The following is a 16,416-nucleotide window of genomic DNA, read 5'->3' as shown; positions in this document are numbered from 1 at the left end:
GTCGACGGATTGATGGTGTGGATCGCGACGACCGGCGCGCTGGTCGGCTCGGTGCTGATCTTCCTGGCGACCAGTTCGCCGCCGCCGGAGCCGGTGGCCGAGCCGATGCCGTCGACGGACTGGCGGATTCCGACCGCCGTGTCGTCCTCGACCATCGCCACCGCCACCGCCGCGCCCAGCACCACGTTCGCGGCCGTGGCACCGCCGGCCACCACGTCGGCCTTGCCACCGGCTCAGCCGGTCACCACCACGACGACTCCCCCGTCCTCGGCCCCGCACCCGCCGGCGGCGACCACGACGACGGCTCCACGGTCCGGCGGCAAACAGCTGCACGCGGTCGGTGCGGGCAAGTGCCTGGACGTGCCGAACTCCACCACCACGCCCGGCACGCAGCTGCAGATCCGCTCCTGCTCCGGGGGTGCGAACCAGATCTTCACCCGCAGCTCCGCGGGCGAACTGACGGTGTACGACGGCACGGTCTGCCTCGACGCCTACGGCCAGGGCACCGATCCCGGCACCAAGGTGATCATCTGGAACTGCAACGGCCAGGCCAACCAGCGGTGGCGCTTCAACGCCGACGGCTCCATCAGCGGCGTCCAGTCGGGACTGTGCCTCGACGTCACCGGGGCGAGCACCGCCGACGGCGCTTTGGTCCAGCTGTGGACCTGCAACGGCCGCAGCAACCAACGGTGGACGCTCGGCTAGTCGTCGCAGCCGCGACTCACCGCGCGATGATCCGAATTCCCTGGCACGGCAGCGATTCACCGTGGAACTGAACTTGCCAGCCACCCTGCGCGATCCGGACGCGGTCGAGGGGATCTCGCGCCGGCGATCGTTCGACACGGTCGGGAAGCCACCGTCACAAGAGTCCACTGTGGACGATAGTCCCAGTGTGACGGCCGATGGCCGGGACTCGAACGCGGGCTGAATCTCGCAGACGCCATCGACGACGACGCCCGGCGGCGATGATGATTCCGAAGTAGACGGTCAACGGTTCGGGCATTCCAGGGCAGGCCCAGCGGCGTGGCTCGACGCCGCTGGCGCCCGCCCCGGATCGGCTAGCGTCGCCGGGCGCGCAGCTTCGGGATCGCGATCAACGCGGCCCCGCCGAGCAGCAGCGCGGCGGCGATGATGACCAACCAGCCACCGCTGAAGCCGGTGAAGGCGAGCGGCGCCGTGCCGGCGGACGTGGTGGTCGTCGTGGCGACGCCGGCGGCCGTCGTGGTGGTCACGGTCGTCGTGGTGGTGGTCGACGAGCCCGGCGCGGTCGTGGTGGTGTTGCTGGTGGTGCTTGTCTTACTGGTAGTGCTGGTGGTGCTCGTCTTGCTGGTGGAACTGGTCGTCTTGCTGGTCGACGACGTCGTCTCGGTGCCGCAGGCGAACCAGTGGCTGATCGTCGCGGGCTTGCCGCTGTTGCCGGCGATCGGGGAGTGCAGGTTGCTCCACGGCAGCGCGCCGAGCTTGCCGGGCAGGTACACGTTGAACCCGTCGCTGCCCTTCACCACGATGCCGGTGACGGTGACGCCGCCGGGGACACCGGTCACGGTGATGTAGGTGTTCGTGGCGTCCACAGTGGACGTGACCTGGACGATGCCGCCAGGGAGGTGCGCCTGGTCGCAGGTGACGGCGTTGCCCGAGTAGACGACCGCCCGGTCGTCCCCCGACGACGGCGGGGTGTCCGTCGCCGCGGCCGCCACACCCGACGCCGCGAGCGCGGCGCCGGCGGTGAGCAGCACCGCGGTGATGGTTCTGAACAGACCGGACTTGACCATGGTGGACTCCAGGAGGCAGCGTGATGGCGTTGCCGCGGCATCATGCGCCGTTAGCTCCGCAATGGACAGTGTCGTTAGCTTTTTGTTAGTCGCCGCGAGCGACGGAGCCTACGCTCGACCGGCCGCCAAGGGGTTCCGTAACGGCACCGACGTGCACCATGATGTCGCGGTTGTCGAGGCGGCTGGGTGAAGGTGGTGAGGCGCTGGTGTCGGCGGCTGCGGAGACGCCAGATCCGTCGGTGGCGTTGCGCGCCGCGTGCGAGAGCGGTGACGAGGACGCGTTTCGGGTGCTGTACCGCGCGGTCCAGCCGAACCTGCTGCGCTACCTGCGTGTTCTGGTCGCCGACGACGCCGAGGACGTCGCGTCGGAAGCGTGGCTGCACATCGCGCGGGACCTGGCGACCTTCCGGGGCGACCTGGACGGATTCCGCGGCTGGGCCGCGACCATCGCCCGGAACCGAGCCCTGGATCACCTGCGCCACCAGCGAAGACGTCCGGCCGGCTCGGCGCAGGACGACCAGCTGGCCGAGGTGCCCGCGCGCGAGGACACCGCCGAGTCCGCTGTGGACGCGATCGGGACCGACGCGGCGCTGGCGTTGATCGCGACGCTGCCCCGTGACCAGGCCGAAGCCGTCCTGCTGCGAGCGGTCATGGGGCTGGACGCCACCCGGGCGGCCCGCGTGCTCGGCAAGCGCGCCGGAGCCGTGCGCACCGCGGCCCACCGGGGGCTGCGCAAGCTCGCCGAGCTCCTCGACGCCGAGGACGAGGACGGGAAAACCCGCAGGTCAGCGGGTGGTGTGACACAAATGGCCACGCCGACGCTGAAGGAGGTGAGATGAGCACGCACCCCCGCCGCCGCCTCGACCGGCGCACCACCGAGCAGATGCTCAACGGTGCCCCGGTCGTCGGCGCACGTCCGCTGACCGACCTGCTTGCCGCCGCGGCCGCCCCCGCCCGTGACGGCGAGCTGGCCGGTGAGCAGGCCGCTGTTGCGGCGTTCCGCGCCGCTCGTCTCGAGCCCGCATCTCCGTCCCGGAGACCGTCGATACTCAAGACCCTGCTGGCGAGGCTGCGCACCGCCAGGATCGCGGCCGTCGCCGCCGCCGTGGCGGTGGTTGTCGGCGGCGTCGCGACGGCCGCCGCAACTGGTTATCTGCCAACCCCTTTGAGCGGGAACCCGCCGGTCGCGCCCGCCCACTCCGGCACTCCCAGCACCTCGACGAACCCGTCCTCGACCGACCCCTTGACCGGCGCCGGTGGCAGTGGTGATCACGGCTCATCCCCGTCGCCGCAAGCCCCGTCGCCGGCTCCCTCCCTGGCCGGCCTGTGCAACGCCTACACCGCCGGTGCGGGCTCGGAGCACGGCAAAGCCTTGGACAGCCCGGGGTTCACGGCGCTGGTCACCGAGGCCGGCGGCAGGGACAAGGTCGACGCCTACTGCGCCGAACTGCTTGCCAGCAAACGGGGACCGGCCGGCGGCACCACCACGGTCGTCCCGCCGGCCACCACCGACGGGAACCACGGTGCCCAGGGGCACAACGGGAACGGCCCCGCCACCAGCCATCCCGATCCGGGCCCGAACCACGCCACGGGCCCGCCGACCACGCATCCCGGTCACTGATCGTCCGTTCCCCCAAGGGTTCGCGGCGCCAGGGCCTCCCTCCCGGCGTCGCTACCGGACGGGCGGTGGTGCACACCCCCAGGCACTGCCGCCCGTCCTTGTTCCACAGAGGACACATGCGACCGGCGCGGGTCGCTCTCCCCACGTACGAGCTGCTGCCGGGGACCTGCGCCGGCGCGCGCGGACGGCAGCGTCTTGCGGTCCCGCGACAACGACGCGAGCTGGACACGTCGAGGTCTACCGGCGCTGTCGGTCCGGTCGCTCGCCGGCCACCGTTCACCTCGGCCATGGCGCCGGCCAGCGGGCCGGATGAGATCCGCGCGACGCCAGCCGCGTGGAGAGTCCCCCTCGCCGCGAAGACTTGCTAAATTCTGCAATTGTTGATCCTGCGAAAGGCTGGGCGCGGTCGATCCTCCGGCGGCGGGACAGGAGAGGATCATGACATGACGACGAGGGCGGGGTGGTCGGCGTGAGCAGGCCGCTGTACCAGCTGAAGGCCGAGTTCTTCAAGACGTTGGGGCATCCGGCGCGGATCAGGGTGCTGGAGCTGCTCAGCCAGCGCGAGCACGCGGTCGCCGAGATGCTGCCCGAGGTCGGCATCGAGGCCGCCAACCTGTCACAGCAGCTGGCGGTGCTGCGCCGGGCCGGCCTGGTGACCAGCCGCAAGGAAGGCTCGAACGTCTACTACTCGCTGACCAGTCCGCAGGTGGCCGAGTTGCTCGCGGTGGCCCGGTCGATCCTGACCGGGGTGCTGGCGGGGCAGATCGAGCTGCTGGAAGACCTCCGCACCGCCGTGCCCGGCGCGGCCACGGAAGTGCGGGCCGACTGAGCCGCGACGCCCCGCGCACGCTCCCTTGCGCGGCTACGCGCCGCAACGGGAGATCGTCGCCACAGTACGGTGTCAAAGAGTTGCAATAATCTTCAATTGCGCAGAGCATAATGTGGGCAGCCGCTGGAGGGACGGAGTCCGATGGGTGAGTTCGTGGCCACGCTGCACGACCGCGTCCAGGACGTTCAGGCCGACATCCGCCAGGCCAGGCGGGTGGGTGACGGCTACCGTGAGCAGCTGTTCTCCGGCCGGCTCGTCGACCTGCTCGCCGTCGCCCGACGACACGGCGTGGACATGAGCGGGTGGGTGGAGTCGGACATTCTCGCCACACTGCCGGACGGGAACGGGTGACAGCGATGCGACGCCCGCTGCGTCTGGCCGTCATCGGCGACGGCGACACCGACCTGCCCGACGAGCTCCCGGGCCTGAAGATCGTGCCGGAGTCGGTCGCACTGCTGTTCACGCCACGGCCGCGCGGCGTGGACGCCGTGTACCTCGGCGGGCTGGACCAGATCCGCGCCCGCCAACTGAAGGCCGAGTTCACGGCGAGAGCGGCCATCCCGTGCCTCACCCGCGAGGAGATGACCGCCGTCGGGCTCGCCGGCCGGCTGCTCGTGCTGCTGGCCAGGACCGGCCGGCCGCCGGCGTCGGCACGCGTGGTCATCGTCGAGTCGACGGCGATCCCGACGCTGTGTCCGCTGCTGCTGGCCATCGGCGTGGGCGACATCGTGTCCTGGGAACCCACCGACGCCCTGAGCTACCCGCTGCGCCGCATCACCCACCGCTCCGACGCCGTGATCGATCCCCTGGGCGGCGGCGTTCCGGTCGTCCTGCCGACCACAGCGGAAGGCCAACCGCCACTGCTCGCCGCCGACGACCCGGCGTACCCGCTGCTCGCGTTACCCGGTCTCGTTCACGCGTTACTCAGCAAGCCCGGCTCCCGATCCGATTTCGACGTCCTACGGGCCTGCGCCTACGCGTTGGCCGCCCGCACCAGGAACGGCCGGTGGGTGCCGGACCAGGATGATCCGGAACTGAGCCCCACCGTCTTCGCGATGGCCAGCCGCGCCCTGGCCGGCGATCGCCTCGACCGGTGACAACTGCGCCCGGCGGTGGCGCGTCCGATGAGATCGTGTGCTGTCGCCGCCGGAAACGCCGGCCAATCGACGCCAATGGCGCGCATGCCCACCGCGGACGCAGGTTCGCCGTCGGCTCGACGGGCACCCGCGAGCACCTGTAAGCGGTCATGAACCCTGGCCCGACCCGGGAGCCCGCCATGCGCGAGAACAACGACAACCCCGGAACCCACTCCCGCGGCGCGCCGCCCGACACTCGCGGCACCGGTCCCGTGCAGGAGGCGGTTGACCAGATCGACCAGTTCCAGCAGCGGCACAAGCCGGTGGCGATCGCGGTCGCGGTGGCCCGGAAATTCGCCGAGGACCAGTCGACCAGGCTGGCCAGCATGATCGCCTTCTGGGCGTTCTTCTCGCTCTTCCCGCTGTTGTTGGTGTTCGTGACCCTGCTCGGTTTCCTGCTGCCCACCGGCATCAAGGCCACGGTGCTCGAACACGTCGCGAGCATGATCCCGTTGGTGGACACCTCGGCGATGCACGGGCTGAGCGGCTCCTGGTGGGCGCTGATCGTCGGGTTGGTCAACGCGTTGTGGAGCGGCCTGGCGGTGGTGCGCACGGTCGAGGTCGCGTTCAACGCCGTGTGGGAGATCCCCTACGTCAAACGGCCCGGCCTGTTCTCGCAGCTGCTGCGCGCGCTGGGCGTGTTGGCCACCGTCGGGCTCGGTCTGGTGGTCAGCACACTGGTCACCGGGTTCGTCTCCGGCCAGTCGACCGGCATCGACCTGGGCTGGACGGGGCGCGTGGCCGGGTACGCGGTGGCGATCGCGCTGGACGTCGGCCTGTTCGTCGCGGCCTTCCGGATCCTGACCAACCGGAAGATCACCACCCGGCAGGTGCTGCCCGGCGCGGTGCTGTCCGGCGTGCTGTTCTGGGTCCTGCAGTCGCTGTCCTCGCTGATCATCAGCCGCTATCTGCACAACGCGCAGAGCACCTACGGTCACTTCGCCACCGTGATCACCATCCTGTGGTGGTTCTACCTGCAGAGCCTGATCACGCTGGCGGGCGCCCAGCTCAACGTCGTGCTGACCGAACGCCTGCATCCCCGTGGCCTGCGCGACTCGCCCGACACCGAGGCCGATCAGCGTGCTTACGACGCCTATGCCAAGGAGCGCACCTACCACCAGGAGGAACGCGTGCAAGCCGACTTCCCGCGCGCCGACCGGTCCCGACACCGCGGCCAGTAGGCAGCACCGGCCGCGTCCTTTCGGCGGCATGGAGCCGACATCGACACAGCGCGAGCGGTCGTCACGATGCGCGATTCACGCAGGCGTCGGTTCCGGGCGCCGATTGGGCTTCGTATACTCCGGTGTCACCGTTGTCAGCGTACGTGAGGATCACTCGTATGACCGAGCGGGGCCGCAGCAACGGTCGCACGACCGCCGTCTCGTGGGCCGCCGGAGTCGGCGGTCTCGCGCTGATGGTCGCCGGAATCGTCGTCCCGCTCACGGTCGTCCCACCAGCCGATGATTGCTACTTCTCCTGTTCGGCGAAGACCGTCGCCCCACCGGCACCCGGGACCTCGACGTCGGTGCGGCTGTCATCCTCGGACGCCGCCGGTCACCCGTCCGCAGGTGCGATTCCACCGCCTCGGGAGGTGGCCGTTGCGACCACGCCCGCCGCCACCACTCCAGCGGCGGAATCCCACCCGGTCGACCCACCAGTGTTCTCCACGCGCTCATCCGAAGACCGACCGGCGCGATGCGACGGAAAGGTCCCGGCGCCCGGGCACTGCGAGCGCGACACCCACGAGCACGGTCCGCCGGACCCGGGCACCCACGGCGGCGGCACGCATGGCGGTCCGCCGAGCGGACCAGCCCGCGGGCACGGTCAACGATAGGAGCTCGACGTTTGGCGAAGCGCGGCACGGCAGAACCGACCGCGCCTCGCCGCGCGCGATCTCATCCGAGCGCGGCGGCGGCCTCCGCAAGCGTGGCGTGCACACGGAACAGCCGGCCGAGGCCGGTGAGTTCGAGTGGCCGCACAATGGTTTCGGTCCCCAGCAGGCGGAGGTCGGCCTCGACGTTCTCGGCGGCCTGCCGGATCTGGAGTGCGAGCCGCACGCCGGCCGCGCCGAAGAACGTCACGTGCAGGAGATCGAGCACCAGAACGTCCGGCAGTTCGGCCAGCTCGCGCCAGATCGGCTGCGCGAGCTGATTGGCGCTGAACGCGTCCACCTCGCCGGACACACGCACGAGGCACATTCGGCCGCGGTGCTCGACCGTGACCCGCAGCGGCGGGGACCAACACCGAGGCAGACGCGAGTGGTCACGCATGCGGGCTCCCTACGTTGGCGAGGGGCAACCCAAAGCGAGCACTCGGTGCTCGAACCCGTCCTAAGCCAGCTCCCCGGGATCGTTTTTGCTGAACATGAGCGGTTACCCAACCGGGCCGATGCTCAAACCCGTCGTACGAGCTGCTGGCCGAGCAGTGGCGGCGTCGACCCGGTCCCGGCATGTGGACGTCACAGTGGAGCGCACGGGTCCCGCCTACCGTCTGATGACATGCGGGCGATCCAGATCACGCGGCACGGCGGACCCGAGACCCTCGACGTGACCGAGGTGGACGACCCTGTCCCGGGCGACGGCCATCTGCTGGTGGCCGTCACCGCCGCCGGCGTCAACTACGCCGATGTCTCACGGATCGCCGGCACCTACTCCGTCGCCGTCGACCTGCCGTTCATCCCCGGTTCCGAGGTGGTCGGCCGGACCGCCGACGGTCGTCGCGTGGTCGGATTGTCCTTCGACGGCGGCGGTTTCGCCGAGCAGGCGCTGATCCCGGCCGACGCGGCCGTGGACGTCCCCGACGGCGTCACCGACGAGCAGGCGCTCGCCCTGCTCGTGCAGGGCCTGACCGCCTGGCACCTGCTCCGCGGCTCCGCCCGCCTCCGAGGCGGCGAGTCGGTGGCCGTCAACGCCGCCGCGGGCGGCGTCGGCTCGCTCGCGATCCAGCTGGCCCGCGAGTTCGGCGCCGGCCGGGTGATCGCCGCAGCGTCCACTTCGGACAAACGACGCCTCGCCCTCGAACTCGGCGCCGACGCCGCCGTCGACAGCGACCCGGCCGGTTACGCCGAGCGGATCCGCCAGGCCAACGGCGGCCAAGGCGTCGACGTCGTTCTGGACGCCAACGGCGGGGCCGCGATCACCGCCGGGCTGGAGGCGCTCGCCCAGTTCGGCCGCCTGGTCAGCTACGGCGACGCGGCGCACCAGGGCCGGCCGTCCATCGACCCCGGCCGGCTCGCCGAACGCAACGTCTCCGTGGCCGGCTTCTGGCTCCGCCCCGCCCTCGCCCTGCCGTTGGCCTACCGCGAGCCCCTCAGCGAGCTGCTGAGCCTCACCGCCCAGGGCCGGCTGCGCCCCATCACCGGCTCCCGCTACCCCCTGTCCGACGCCGACCGCGCCTTCGCCGATCTCATCGCCCGCCGCACCACGGGAAAGGTCGTCCTGCTCGTGGCCTGATCGGCTGTCACCCGATGAGTTGCTCGACGGCGAGCACGACGCCCATCACGACCAGCACGATGCCGGCGAGGCGCTCAGCGGCTTCCCGGAATCGCTCGGCGACGTGGGCGCCCAGCCACAGCCCGAGCTGGGTGGCGATGAACGCCTGCGCGGCGATGCCGACGATCACCGGCAGCAGCGGCAGGTGGGTGAGGCCCAGGCCGAAGCCGATGGCCAGTTCGTCCAGGCTGATACTCACGCCGAGGCCGAGCAGCGCGGCACCGCGGGCGGTCACCAGCCGTTCGGCCTTCTCCTCCTCGTCGTCCTCGTCGTGCAGCAACATCCACAGGCCGACCGCGACCACCACGTAGTTGGCGACCGGACCGATCGCCCGCGCCACCGGCGCACCAAGCGCGAGCCCGACCAGCGGCATCCCGGCCTCGAACACCACGAACAACGCGGTGATCCGCCACCGGACCCGCGCGGGCAGCGTCCCGGCGGCGCCGACCGCCGCGGCGACGGCGAACGAGTCCAGCCCGAGTGGCAGCACGAACCCGAGCAGCGCCAGCGCCTCGGTCACCGCGCGCCGACCGGGAAGAACTGTCGGACCGGCAGCAGCAAGCCGGCCAGCGAAAGCACGACGAACACGACCTGGTGCACGTGGTCGGTGCCGGGCGGCAGGCCGAACACCAGGTGAGCCAGCCAGAACGGCGGGTAGAACCACAGCGCCGACCAGGCCCAACGTTCCCGCCGACGGAACGGGATCACGGCGAGCAGCAGCCCGAACCCGCCCAGGCCGACCGAGGCCAGGCCGTCAGCGCGGTAGAGCGGGCTGTCCCCGCTCGGCGGCGTCACCAACACGACGGCGCCGAAGGCGAGGATGCCGACGCTGACCACAGCCAGGCAGATCCAGCCGACCCTCATCAGGACGTTCTCCCGCTGCACCCGGCGACCCTACCGGTGACCCGGGCACTGGACTTCTACTCTGCTGGAGGTTCAACAATGATCAGCGTGGTGGAGGAGAACCGGACCTGGTCGTACTGGCGGGTGTTGCGCGACGGCAAGGTCAGCGCGCTGCTGGCCGGCGACGCGGTGACCAACGTCGGTGACGGCGCGATCATCACGGCGTTGCCGCTGCTCACCCTGCGCATCCACGGCGACGTGCCGGCGCCGCTGGCGATCTCCGCGGTCGAGGCGGCTCCGTACGTGCTGGCCACGGTCCTGGCCTTCACCATCGGGCTCACCAGGCTGCGCATCCCGCCGCGGGCATCGATCATCGCGGACTGCGTCCTGCGCGGCGGCCTGCTCGCCGGGCTGGGACTGCTGGCCATGGCGGACGCGATCACGCTGCCGGTGCTGGTCTGCGGGCTGCTGGTCGCCTCGGTCTTCCGGATGGTCGGCATGAGCGCCCGCCGCCTCGTGGTGACGGCGATGGTGCCGCCGGAAGGCCGGTTGGCGGCCAACGGACTCCTCGGCACCAGCACGAGTCTCGCGACGTACGCGATCGGCCCGCTGGTCGGCGGGATCCTGGCCGCCGTCCGCAATCCGGGCATCGCCCTGCTCGTGGACGGCGCCAGCCTGATCCTCCTGCTGGCGGCGGCCGTCGTCATCAGACCACCGACCACCGGCTCGGTCGACGGCGAGACCATTCCCGCGTCCGGCCTGCGGATCCTGCGCCGCATCCCACTCACCGCCCGGCTGCTGGTGGTGGTGTTCGGTTTCAACCTGTTCTACATGCCGGTGGAGATCGCGCTGCCGCTGCTGGTGCGCGGGCCGCTGCGGGGTGACGGCCTGTCGCTGGGCCTGATCTGGACCGGGTTCGGCGTGGGCGCGCTGATCGGCGCGATGCTGACCGGCCTGCTCCGGAAGCTGCCCGAGCGGAAACTCCTGGTCTCGATCATCGCCGGGTGGGCGGCCGTGGTGCTGCTGCTGACCATCGCGCCGTCGGTGCCCTACGCCGTCGTCGTGCTCTTCGTCGGCGGGCTGATCTACGCACCCTTCACCCCCGTGGTCTACACGGCCGTGCAGGCCGTGCTCGCGCCGGACGAGCAGCAGCCGGTGCTCACCCTGTGGACCGCCGGCTCGACCCTGGCCGCACCCATCGGCCTCGCCCTCGGCGGCCCGCTCGTGCAGGGCGTCGGCACGCAGGGCGGCCTGCTGGTCTCGGCCCTGTTGACCATCGCGCTCGTGCCGCCGGCGGCCGCCGGACTCCGCGGTCACGCCGTCCGCGCCTCCGAACCGGACCACGTCGGCACGGCCGACACGAGGTGAGCCGGCACAGGGGATTCACATCGGCGGGGACACGACAGCGGGCGCACGGTGCCAGATCGCGTCCTTGAGGGCGAGGACACTGGCCAGCCACTCCCGCACCTGGTTCTTGAGCAGGATGAGGAATCCACAGTCACACGTCGCGTTCACGCCGTCCGCGTCCATTCCCAGGCTGCGGCACAGCGCCACCGTCCTCGGCAGGTGATACGGCTGCGTCACCACCAGCGCGCGGCGGACGGCGAACACCCGCACTGCCCGCGCGCAGGTGTCGTACGTGTCCAAGCCGTACGGATCGACGACGATCTTGGTCGGGGAGACGCCTCTCGAGACGAGGTACGAGGTCATCGTCGTGGTCTCGTCACCGGAACTGCCCGCGGCATTGCCGGACACCAACACCGACCGCACCTTGCCCGTCGCGACCAGTTGAACCGTCACGTCCAGCCTGCCGCGGAGGAAAGGGGTCCCGACCTCCGCGCCGAGCACGATCGCCACCGGGGCGGCGGGCGCGTCGGCGACGTCGTACCGGTGTCCGGCGGAGGCGGTGTACGCCCACGTCACACTCGCACCCGTCAGCACGACGGCCAGAACGAGGACGGCGAGCCCGATCCGCAGGGCCCGTCTGGGCCACCGGCGACGTAGCGGCTGCTCCCCCACGCGTCCATGGAACCATACCGCGACGGAAGTGGCTTCACCGGTGTGAAGTGCGGGGCGTGGTCGCATGTGGACGGTCAGAGCCGGCGTTTCGGTTACGGGCTGCACGGTCACGCGCTGACCTGAGTGGAGTCTGGTCAGCAGCGGTCTCCTGCGGCAGGCTGACGCCATGAGAAAACCATTGTGGTGGCCGGTTCCTCTCGTCGCCGCCGCGGTGATCTGTCTCGCCGCCGCAGCCTTCTCCCTGCCGCCAGCCCCCACGCAGTCCGCTGCCTCCCAGTCCACTGCCTCCGCGACGCACTGGGTCGACACCTGGACCGCGATGCCGCAGCTCACCGAGCCGGCCAACATGCCGCCGGCGCCGTTCACACAGCCGAACCTGGTACTGGCGAACAGCACGGTGCGACAAACGGTCCACGTCTCAACCGCCGGACGACAGCTCAGGTTGCAGCTGTCCAACGCATTCGGCGGCGCAGACCTGCCCATCACCGCGGTCTCGGTGGCGCTTCCGGCCGACGGGAAGGCCGGCGTGAGCGCGATCGCGCCGGGCACCTCGCGGACGGTCACCTTCGACGGCCAGCCCTCGGTGACGATACCGGTCGGGGCGCTGGCGGTCTCGGACCCGGTCGACCTTTCCGTTACGGCGCAGTCGAACCTGACCGTCACGCTCTACCTGGCCACCGGACAGGCGTCCACGAACATCACCTCGCATCCCGGTTCCCGCACCACTTCGTACCTCCTCGCGGGCAACCACCTCGACGATGCCGACCTTTCCGGCGCGACCCCGGTCGACCACTGGTACTTCCTCAGCGCGGTCGAACTGTTGTCCACCACGCGCAGTGCGGGCGTCGCCATCGTGGGCGACTCGATCACCGACGGCCGGGGCTCGACGACAAACGGCAACGACCGGTGGCCGGACGCGCTGATCGCACGGCTGCAGGCGGGCCGGGACACCAGGGACATCTCGGTGCTCAACCAGGCGGCCGGCGGAAACCGCGTGCTGCACGACGGCCTCGGTCCCAACGCCCTCGGCCGGTTCGACCGCGATGTGCTGGCCCAGAGCGGCATCAACTGGTCGATGGTGTTCGAGGGCGTCAACGACATCGGCACCGCCACGCCGGACCCGACCACCCAGCACCAGGTCGTCCAGAACCTCATCATGGCCTACCAGCAGATGGTCACCCGTGCCCATGCCCACGGCATCCGGGTCTACGGCGCGACGATCACCCCCTTCGGCGGCAATTCCTACGACGACCCGGACGGGTACCGGGAGGCCGCCCGGCAGAGCGTCAACACGTGGATCCGCACCAGCGGCAGGTTCGACAGTGTGATCGACTTCGACCGCGTCGCCCGCGACCCGGCCAATCCGAGGCAGTTGCTGCCGGCGTACGACACCGGCGACCACCTGCACCTGAACCCGGTCGGCTACCAGGCACTCGGGCGGGCCGTCCCCCTCTCACTGTTCCGGTGAGCGGCATGCGGAGTCGGGAAAGCGCTTACCCCCCACAGAGGCCAGTCGCGAGCTGAGCCCACGACGAAACGCCCCTTCCCCGACGGGGAAGGGGCGTTTCCTTGTGCCTTACGGAATTCGGCGGCTCTCGGGCGGGCCGAGGTAGCTCGGCCGCAGGCCGCCGGTGTCCACGACGAGCTTCTGCAGCACCACTGTCGGGTCGACCATCCAGAACTTCAGCACGTGCGTGCCGGGGCCGGCGATGGTGTGCCGGGTGGCGGTGCGGTTGACGTTGTCGGAGATGGTCCACTCCCACTGCCGGTTCATCGCGGTGGAGTCGGCGCCGGTCGCCTTGATGATGTCGACCACCTGTGGCTGCGCGTCGTCGAACGACACCGCGTAGCGCAGGCCCGGCGACGCCAGCACGTTGCTGCGCGGCGACAGGAAGGCCCACACCGTAACGGTTCCCGCGGTGAACAGCGTCATCCGGTACTCCAGCCGCGGGCCCTGCCCCGGCTGTTGGGAGGCGGCCGTGACGGGGAAGGGTTTCATCCCCGCACCGGTGCGGCCGAGGTCCGGGATGCGCCGCCACGACACCGCCGCTGTGCCCGCGCTGGCGGTGAAGTGCTCGGCCTCCATGGACACGTAGCCGTTGGCCTCCACGAAACCGTTGCGCCATCCCGAAGGAAGCGATCGGTTGGCGACGACGGCCTGGACGGTCACGGTGCGACCGGCGCCGCTGACCACGATCGGCACCTGAGTCGTCCCCTTGGGGGCCTTCGACCAGTCGACCCGCAGCGTCGCGCGGACCTGCTTGTCGACCCGTCCCCGCGCCGGCTGCGCCTGAAGCCACGGCACGCCGGGCGTGATCGTGTAGTCGAAGGCCGCACTGCCGCGGTTGAACACGTCGATGTACTGCGCCGGCTGTGACTGGAACGGGCTGAACTCGGGCAGCACCGGGCCGGTCGGTTCGGCCGGCCACCAGCGGTCCGAGCCGTCTATCGCCACACCGAGCTCCGCACCGGCCGCCAGGGTGACCCGACGGACAGCAGGGAAGATCACGTCCGGGATGGCCGCGTTGTTGAGCTGCGGCTGCTGCCAGGACGCGTCCGTGCCGTAGCGGGCCACGTCGCCGTAGTCGATGTGCGGCTGGGTCTGGAACCCCTTCCACTTCCCACCGGCGACCTTGGTGTTGAACCGGTCGGCCAGCGCGAGATCGTCGTTGAACCGGGCCTCGGCCGTGGTCGCCAGGTCGTCGGCCGAGGCCCGGCCCTGGGCCGCGTAGAGGATGTTGGTGAACTCGGCCTGCCGCAACGCATACAGGTTCGCGCTCGCCGCGACCTCGTAGCCCACGAGCTCGAAGAAGGCGTCCTGACAGGCGGCCGGCAGCTGGCGTCCGACCTTGTCGGCGCGGTCGGCCAGCTGCCGCCACTCGGCGGTGACCCGGTCCAGCTCCTGGTAGTCGGTCAGGCTGAAGGGGCTGGCCTGGTCGTCGTAGACGATCGCGGACCGGTCGGTGGCCGGGTCCTTGCCCGGGGTGATGCTGATCCTGCGGTTGAGCAGCTCCGGCTTGCGGCGGGACTGCAGCCGGCCGTAGGTGTGCAGGACCCCGGCGACGGCGGCCGCGTTCCGCTCGCCGAAGCTCTGCCGGGCGTACTGCTGCTCCCACGCGGTCAACTGCTCGGCCGGGAACGGGTTCCAGGCGTAGTCGAGGAAGAACTGCAGCGGCAGCTCGTTGCCCTTCATGTCGCCGACGTTGGCCACCCACAGCCGGTCGATGCCGTACGTGGCGGCCTGGTTGAGCTGCTCCCAGACGTTGGCGATCAGGGCCGTGTCCACCCACTTGTAGCAGCGGGCGGCGCCGACGTAGTCGAAGTGGTAGTACAGGCCGTAACCGCCGGCCCGGGGCGGCAGCGTGGGGTCGGGCAGCTTGCACATGTTCCCCCAGTTGTCGTCGGGGAACACCACGGTGACGTCGTCCGGCGGCCGCAGTCCCTGCTGCCAGTACCGCAGGACCTCCTTGTAGAGCGTCCACACCTGCGGTGTGGTCGCCGGATCCTTTCCGGTCTCCTGGGCCAGGATCGCGCGCTGCGCGGCGATGATCTCCTGCATCAGGTCCTTGCTGTCGCCGTCGGGCAGCGCGGTGTCGCCGTTGCCGCGCATCCCGACCGTGACCACGCCTTCGATGTTCTGGTCGACCATGCGCCGGATGCCGTCGGTCCAGTACGCCCTCAGCGCGTCCGGGTTGCGGCGGTAGCTCCACTCCCCCGTGCCGCCGTACGCGTCGTGTCCCGGCTTCACGATCTTGCCGTCCGCGTCGCGCACCGCGGCCACCGCGTGCCGGTTCCACTCCTCGATGCCCCGCAACATCGGCGCCTCGTGCGAGGTGCCCATGACGACGCCGTACCGGGTGGCGGTCGCGTGGTTGACGGGATCGTCCTCGGCGAAGGCCCGGCCCCACACCGCCGGCCACAGGTAGTTCGCCCGCAGCCGCAGCATGGTCTCGAAGACCTTCTCGTAGAACTTGTGGTTGAAGCCGTCGGCGTGCCCCGGCGCCAGCCCGGGACCGAAGAACGCCGGCGCCCACGTGCCCAGCGCCGGGTTCTCGTCGTTGATGAACAGCCCCCGGTACTTCACGAACGGCGTGCCGAGGCTGTGCCGCCCGGCCTGCACGTGCAGTTCGTCCTGGTGCGCCACCGGGACGTCGTCCCACCAGTACCACGGTGAGACGCCGATCAGGCGCGAGATGTCGTAGGCGCCGAAGATCGTGCCCCGCTGGTCGCTGCCGGTGATCACCAGGGCCCGGGCCACCCCGGGCCGGGGGTTGGCCACGACCTCGGTCAGCGAGGTCTCCCACTTGCCGGCGATCCCGGACACGTCAAGCCGACCGGCGGACACCAGATCGTGCACCAGCGGACTGCGATCGATCGACCCGATCAACACCACCTGCGCCGCCTGGGGGACCTCGTCGACGTGCAGGGCCGGCCGGATCCCGGTGACCCGCTCGATGTCCGCCTGCAGGTCCCCGGCGACGCGCACCACGCCCGGGTGATCGGCGGCGCTGACCACCAGCGCGGTGGCCTTCTTCCCCGCCACCAAAGGGAAACTGCCCGTGTCGGCCCGGTCGGACACATAACTCGGCGCGGCGAACGCCGTCCCGGCCCGCGCGGTCGCCGCTCCGGCGGCGAGAACCCCCATCAGGCGCAGGAAGTTCCGTCTGGCCAGTTCGGCCGAAGAGGTCATCGTCGTCCTCCGGGA

16 protein-coding genes are annotated in these 16,416 nt (G+C 70.7%); 10 read left to right on the top strand and 6 right to left on the bottom strand.

The features are described from left to right. Positions 1-12: 12 nt before the first annotated feature. Positions 13-705, top strand: coding sequence for an RICIN domain-containing protein (locus BJ998_RS48805; RefSeq protein WP_376775962.1), 693 nt, complete (start codon positions 13-15; stop codon positions 703-705). 353 nt (positions 706-1,058) lie between these two features. On the opposite strand, the gene BJ998_RS36520 is transcribed toward BJ998_RS48805, so the two are convergent. Beyond that, entirely contained in the window at positions 1,059-1,772 is a 714-nt protein-coding gene (locus tag BJ998_RS36520; protein WP_184867850.1) for a hypothetical protein, read from the bottom strand. A gap of 206 nt (positions 1,773-1,978) precedes the next feature. On the opposite strand from BJ998_RS36520, the gene BJ998_RS36515 reads away from it, so the two are divergent. From BJ998_RS36515 to BJ998_RS36490, 6 genes are all read left to right on the top strand, one after another. Continuing rightward, on the top strand, positions 1,979-2,611 hold the full coding sequence (locus tag BJ998_RS36515) for an RNA polymerase sigma factor (RefSeq protein ID WP_312890492.1): 633 nt from the start codon (positions 1,979-1,981) through the stop codon (positions 2,609-2,611). Then, a complete protein-coding gene (locus tag BJ998_RS36510) occupies positions 2,608-3,393 on the top strand; it encodes a hypothetical protein (protein ID WP_184867848.1) in 786 nt (261 codons plus the stop codon). The genes BJ998_RS36515 and BJ998_RS36510 overlap by 4 nt, the downstream gene beginning before the upstream one ends. Before the next feature lie 469 nt (positions 3,394-3,862). Further along, on the top strand, positions 3,863-4,222 hold the full coding sequence (locus BJ998_RS36505) for an ArsR/SmtB family transcription factor (protein ID WP_184867847.1): 360 nt from the start codon (positions 3,863-3,865) through the stop codon (positions 4,220-4,222). A gap of 141 nt (positions 4,223-4,363) precedes the next feature. Next, complete coding sequence (locus BJ998_RS36500) at positions 4,364-4,573, top strand: hypothetical protein (RefSeq protein ID WP_184867846.1); 210 nt, start codon at positions 4,364-4,366, stop codon at positions 4,571-4,573. Positions 4,574-4,578: 5 nt separating this feature from the next. After that, positions 4,579-5,319 (top strand): hypothetical protein, encoded by a 741-nt coding sequence (locus tag BJ998_RS36495; RefSeq protein ID WP_184867845.1) that lies wholly within the window; start codon positions 4,579-4,581, stop codon positions 5,317-5,319. Positions 5,320-5,498: 179 nt separating this feature from the next. Then, positions 5,499-6,539, top strand: coding sequence for a YihY/virulence factor BrkB family protein (locus BJ998_RS36490; RefSeq protein ID WP_184867844.1), 1,041 nt, complete (start codon positions 5,499-5,501; stop codon positions 6,537-6,539). Positions 6,540-7,253: 714 nt separating this feature from the next. Here BJ998_RS36490 and BJ998_RS36485 read toward each other — a convergent pair. Further along, complete coding sequence (locus tag BJ998_RS36485; protein WP_184867843.1) at positions 7,254-7,628, bottom strand: anti-sigma factor antagonist; 375 nt, start codon at positions 7,626-7,628, stop codon at positions 7,254-7,256. Between the two features lie 228 nt (positions 7,629-7,856). On the opposite strand from BJ998_RS36485, the gene BJ998_RS36480 reads away from it, so the two are divergent. Further along, the gene (locus BJ998_RS36480) at positions 7,857-8,810 is read left to right on the top strand and encodes a quinone oxidoreductase family protein (RefSeq protein WP_184867842.1); all 954 of its coding nucleotides are present in this window, start codon (positions 7,857-7,859) and stop codon (positions 8,808-8,810) included. Between the two features lie 7 nt (positions 8,811-8,817). Here the strand turns inward: BJ998_RS36480 and BJ998_RS36475 are convergent, their stop codons facing one another. Both BJ998_RS36475 and BJ998_RS36470 read right to left on the bottom strand, forming a co-directional pair. Further along, entirely contained in the window at positions 8,818-9,369 is a 552-nt protein-coding gene (locus BJ998_RS36475; RefSeq protein WP_184867841.1) for a manganese efflux pump MntP, read from the bottom strand. Then, positions 9,366-9,734 (bottom strand): hypothetical protein, encoded by a 369-nt coding sequence (locus BJ998_RS36470; RefSeq protein ID WP_312890491.1) that lies wholly within the window; start codon positions 9,732-9,734, stop codon positions 9,366-9,368. The genes BJ998_RS36475 and BJ998_RS36470 overlap by 4 nt, the downstream gene beginning before the upstream one ends. A 57-nt stretch (positions 9,735-9,791) precedes the next feature. Between BJ998_RS36470 and BJ998_RS36465 the strand changes: the two genes are divergently transcribed. Beyond that, entirely contained in the window at positions 9,792-11,060 is a 1,269-nt protein-coding gene (locus BJ998_RS36465; RefSeq protein ID WP_184867840.1) for an MFS transporter, read from the top strand. A gap of 15 nt (positions 11,061-11,075) precedes the next feature. On the opposite strand, the gene BJ998_RS36460 is transcribed toward BJ998_RS36465, so the two are convergent. Further along, positions 11,076-11,711 carry a SanA/YdcF family protein gene (locus tag BJ998_RS36460; protein ID WP_221338245.1) on the bottom strand — a complete coding sequence of 212 codons (636 nt, stop codon included), beginning with the start codon at positions 11,709-11,711 and terminating at the stop codon, positions 11,076-11,078. A 166-nt stretch (positions 11,712-11,877) separates the two neighbouring features. Between BJ998_RS36460 and BJ998_RS36455 the strand changes: the two genes are divergently transcribed. After that, positions 11,878-13,179 carry an SGNH/GDSL hydrolase family protein gene (locus BJ998_RS36455; protein WP_184867838.1) on the top strand — a complete coding sequence of 434 codons (1,302 nt, stop codon included), beginning with the start codon at positions 11,878-11,880 and terminating at the stop codon, positions 13,177-13,179. A gap of 108 nt (positions 13,180-13,287) precedes the next feature. Here BJ998_RS36455 and BJ998_RS36450 read toward each other — a convergent pair whose 3' ends face one another. Continuing rightward, positions 13,288-16,401 carry a glycosyl hydrolase 115 family protein gene (locus BJ998_RS36450; protein WP_184867837.1) on the bottom strand — a complete coding sequence of 1,038 codons (3,114 nt, stop codon included), beginning with the start codon at positions 16,399-16,401 and terminating at the stop codon, positions 13,288-13,290. Between the last annotated feature and the right edge of the window lie 15 nt (positions 16,402-16,416).

The sequence above is a fragment of the Kutzneria kofuensis genome (assembly GCF_014203355.1).
Lineage (GTDB): Bacteria > Actinomycetota > Actinomycetes > Mycobacteriales > Pseudonocardiaceae > Kutzneria > Kutzneria kofuensis.
The sequence above is the reverse complement of the archived record's forward strand: the minus strand, read 5'-3'. Positions and strand labels throughout refer to the sequence as shown.

Coding starts and splice junctions, on each gene's coding strand:
- BJ998_RS48805 (WP_376775962.1), top strand. CDS start 13: ATGGTGTGGATCGCGACGACCGGCGCGCTGGTCGGCTCGGTGCTGATC.
- BJ998_RS36520 (WP_184867850.1), bottom strand. CDS start 1,772: ATGGTCAAGTCCGGTCTGTTCAGAACCATCACCGCGGTGCTGCTCACC.
- BJ998_RS36510 (WP_184867848.1), top strand. CDS start 2,608: ATGAGCACGCACCCCCGCCGCCGCCTCGACCGGCGCACCACCGAGCAG.
- BJ998_RS36500 (WP_184867846.1), top strand. CDS start 4,364: ATGGGTGAGTTCGTGGCCACGCTGCACGACCGCGTCCAGGACGTTCAG.
- BJ998_RS36495 (WP_184867845.1), top strand. CDS start 4,579: ATGCGACGCCCGCTGCGTCTGGCCGTCATCGGCGACGGCGACACCGAC.
- BJ998_RS36490 (WP_184867844.1), top strand. CDS start 5,499: ATGCGCGAGAACAACGACAACCCCGGAACCCACTCCCGCGGCGCGCCG.
- BJ998_RS36485 (WP_184867843.1), bottom strand. CDS start 7,628: ATGCGTGACCACTCGCGTCTGCCTCGGTGTTGGTCCCCGCCGCTGCGG.
- BJ998_RS36480 (WP_184867842.1), top strand. CDS start 7,857: ATGCGGGCGATCCAGATCACGCGGCACGGCGGACCCGAGACCCTCGAC.
- BJ998_RS36465 (WP_184867840.1), top strand. CDS start 9,792: ATGATCAGCGTGGTGGAGGAGAACCGGACCTGGTCGTACTGGCGGGTG.
- BJ998_RS36455 (WP_184867838.1), top strand. CDS start 11,878: ATGAGAAAACCATTGTGGTGGCCGGTTCCTCTCGTCGCCGCCGCGGTG.
- BJ998_RS36450 (WP_184867837.1), bottom strand. CDS start 16,401: ATGACCTCTTCGGCCGAACTGGCCAGACGGAACTTCCTGCGCCTGATG.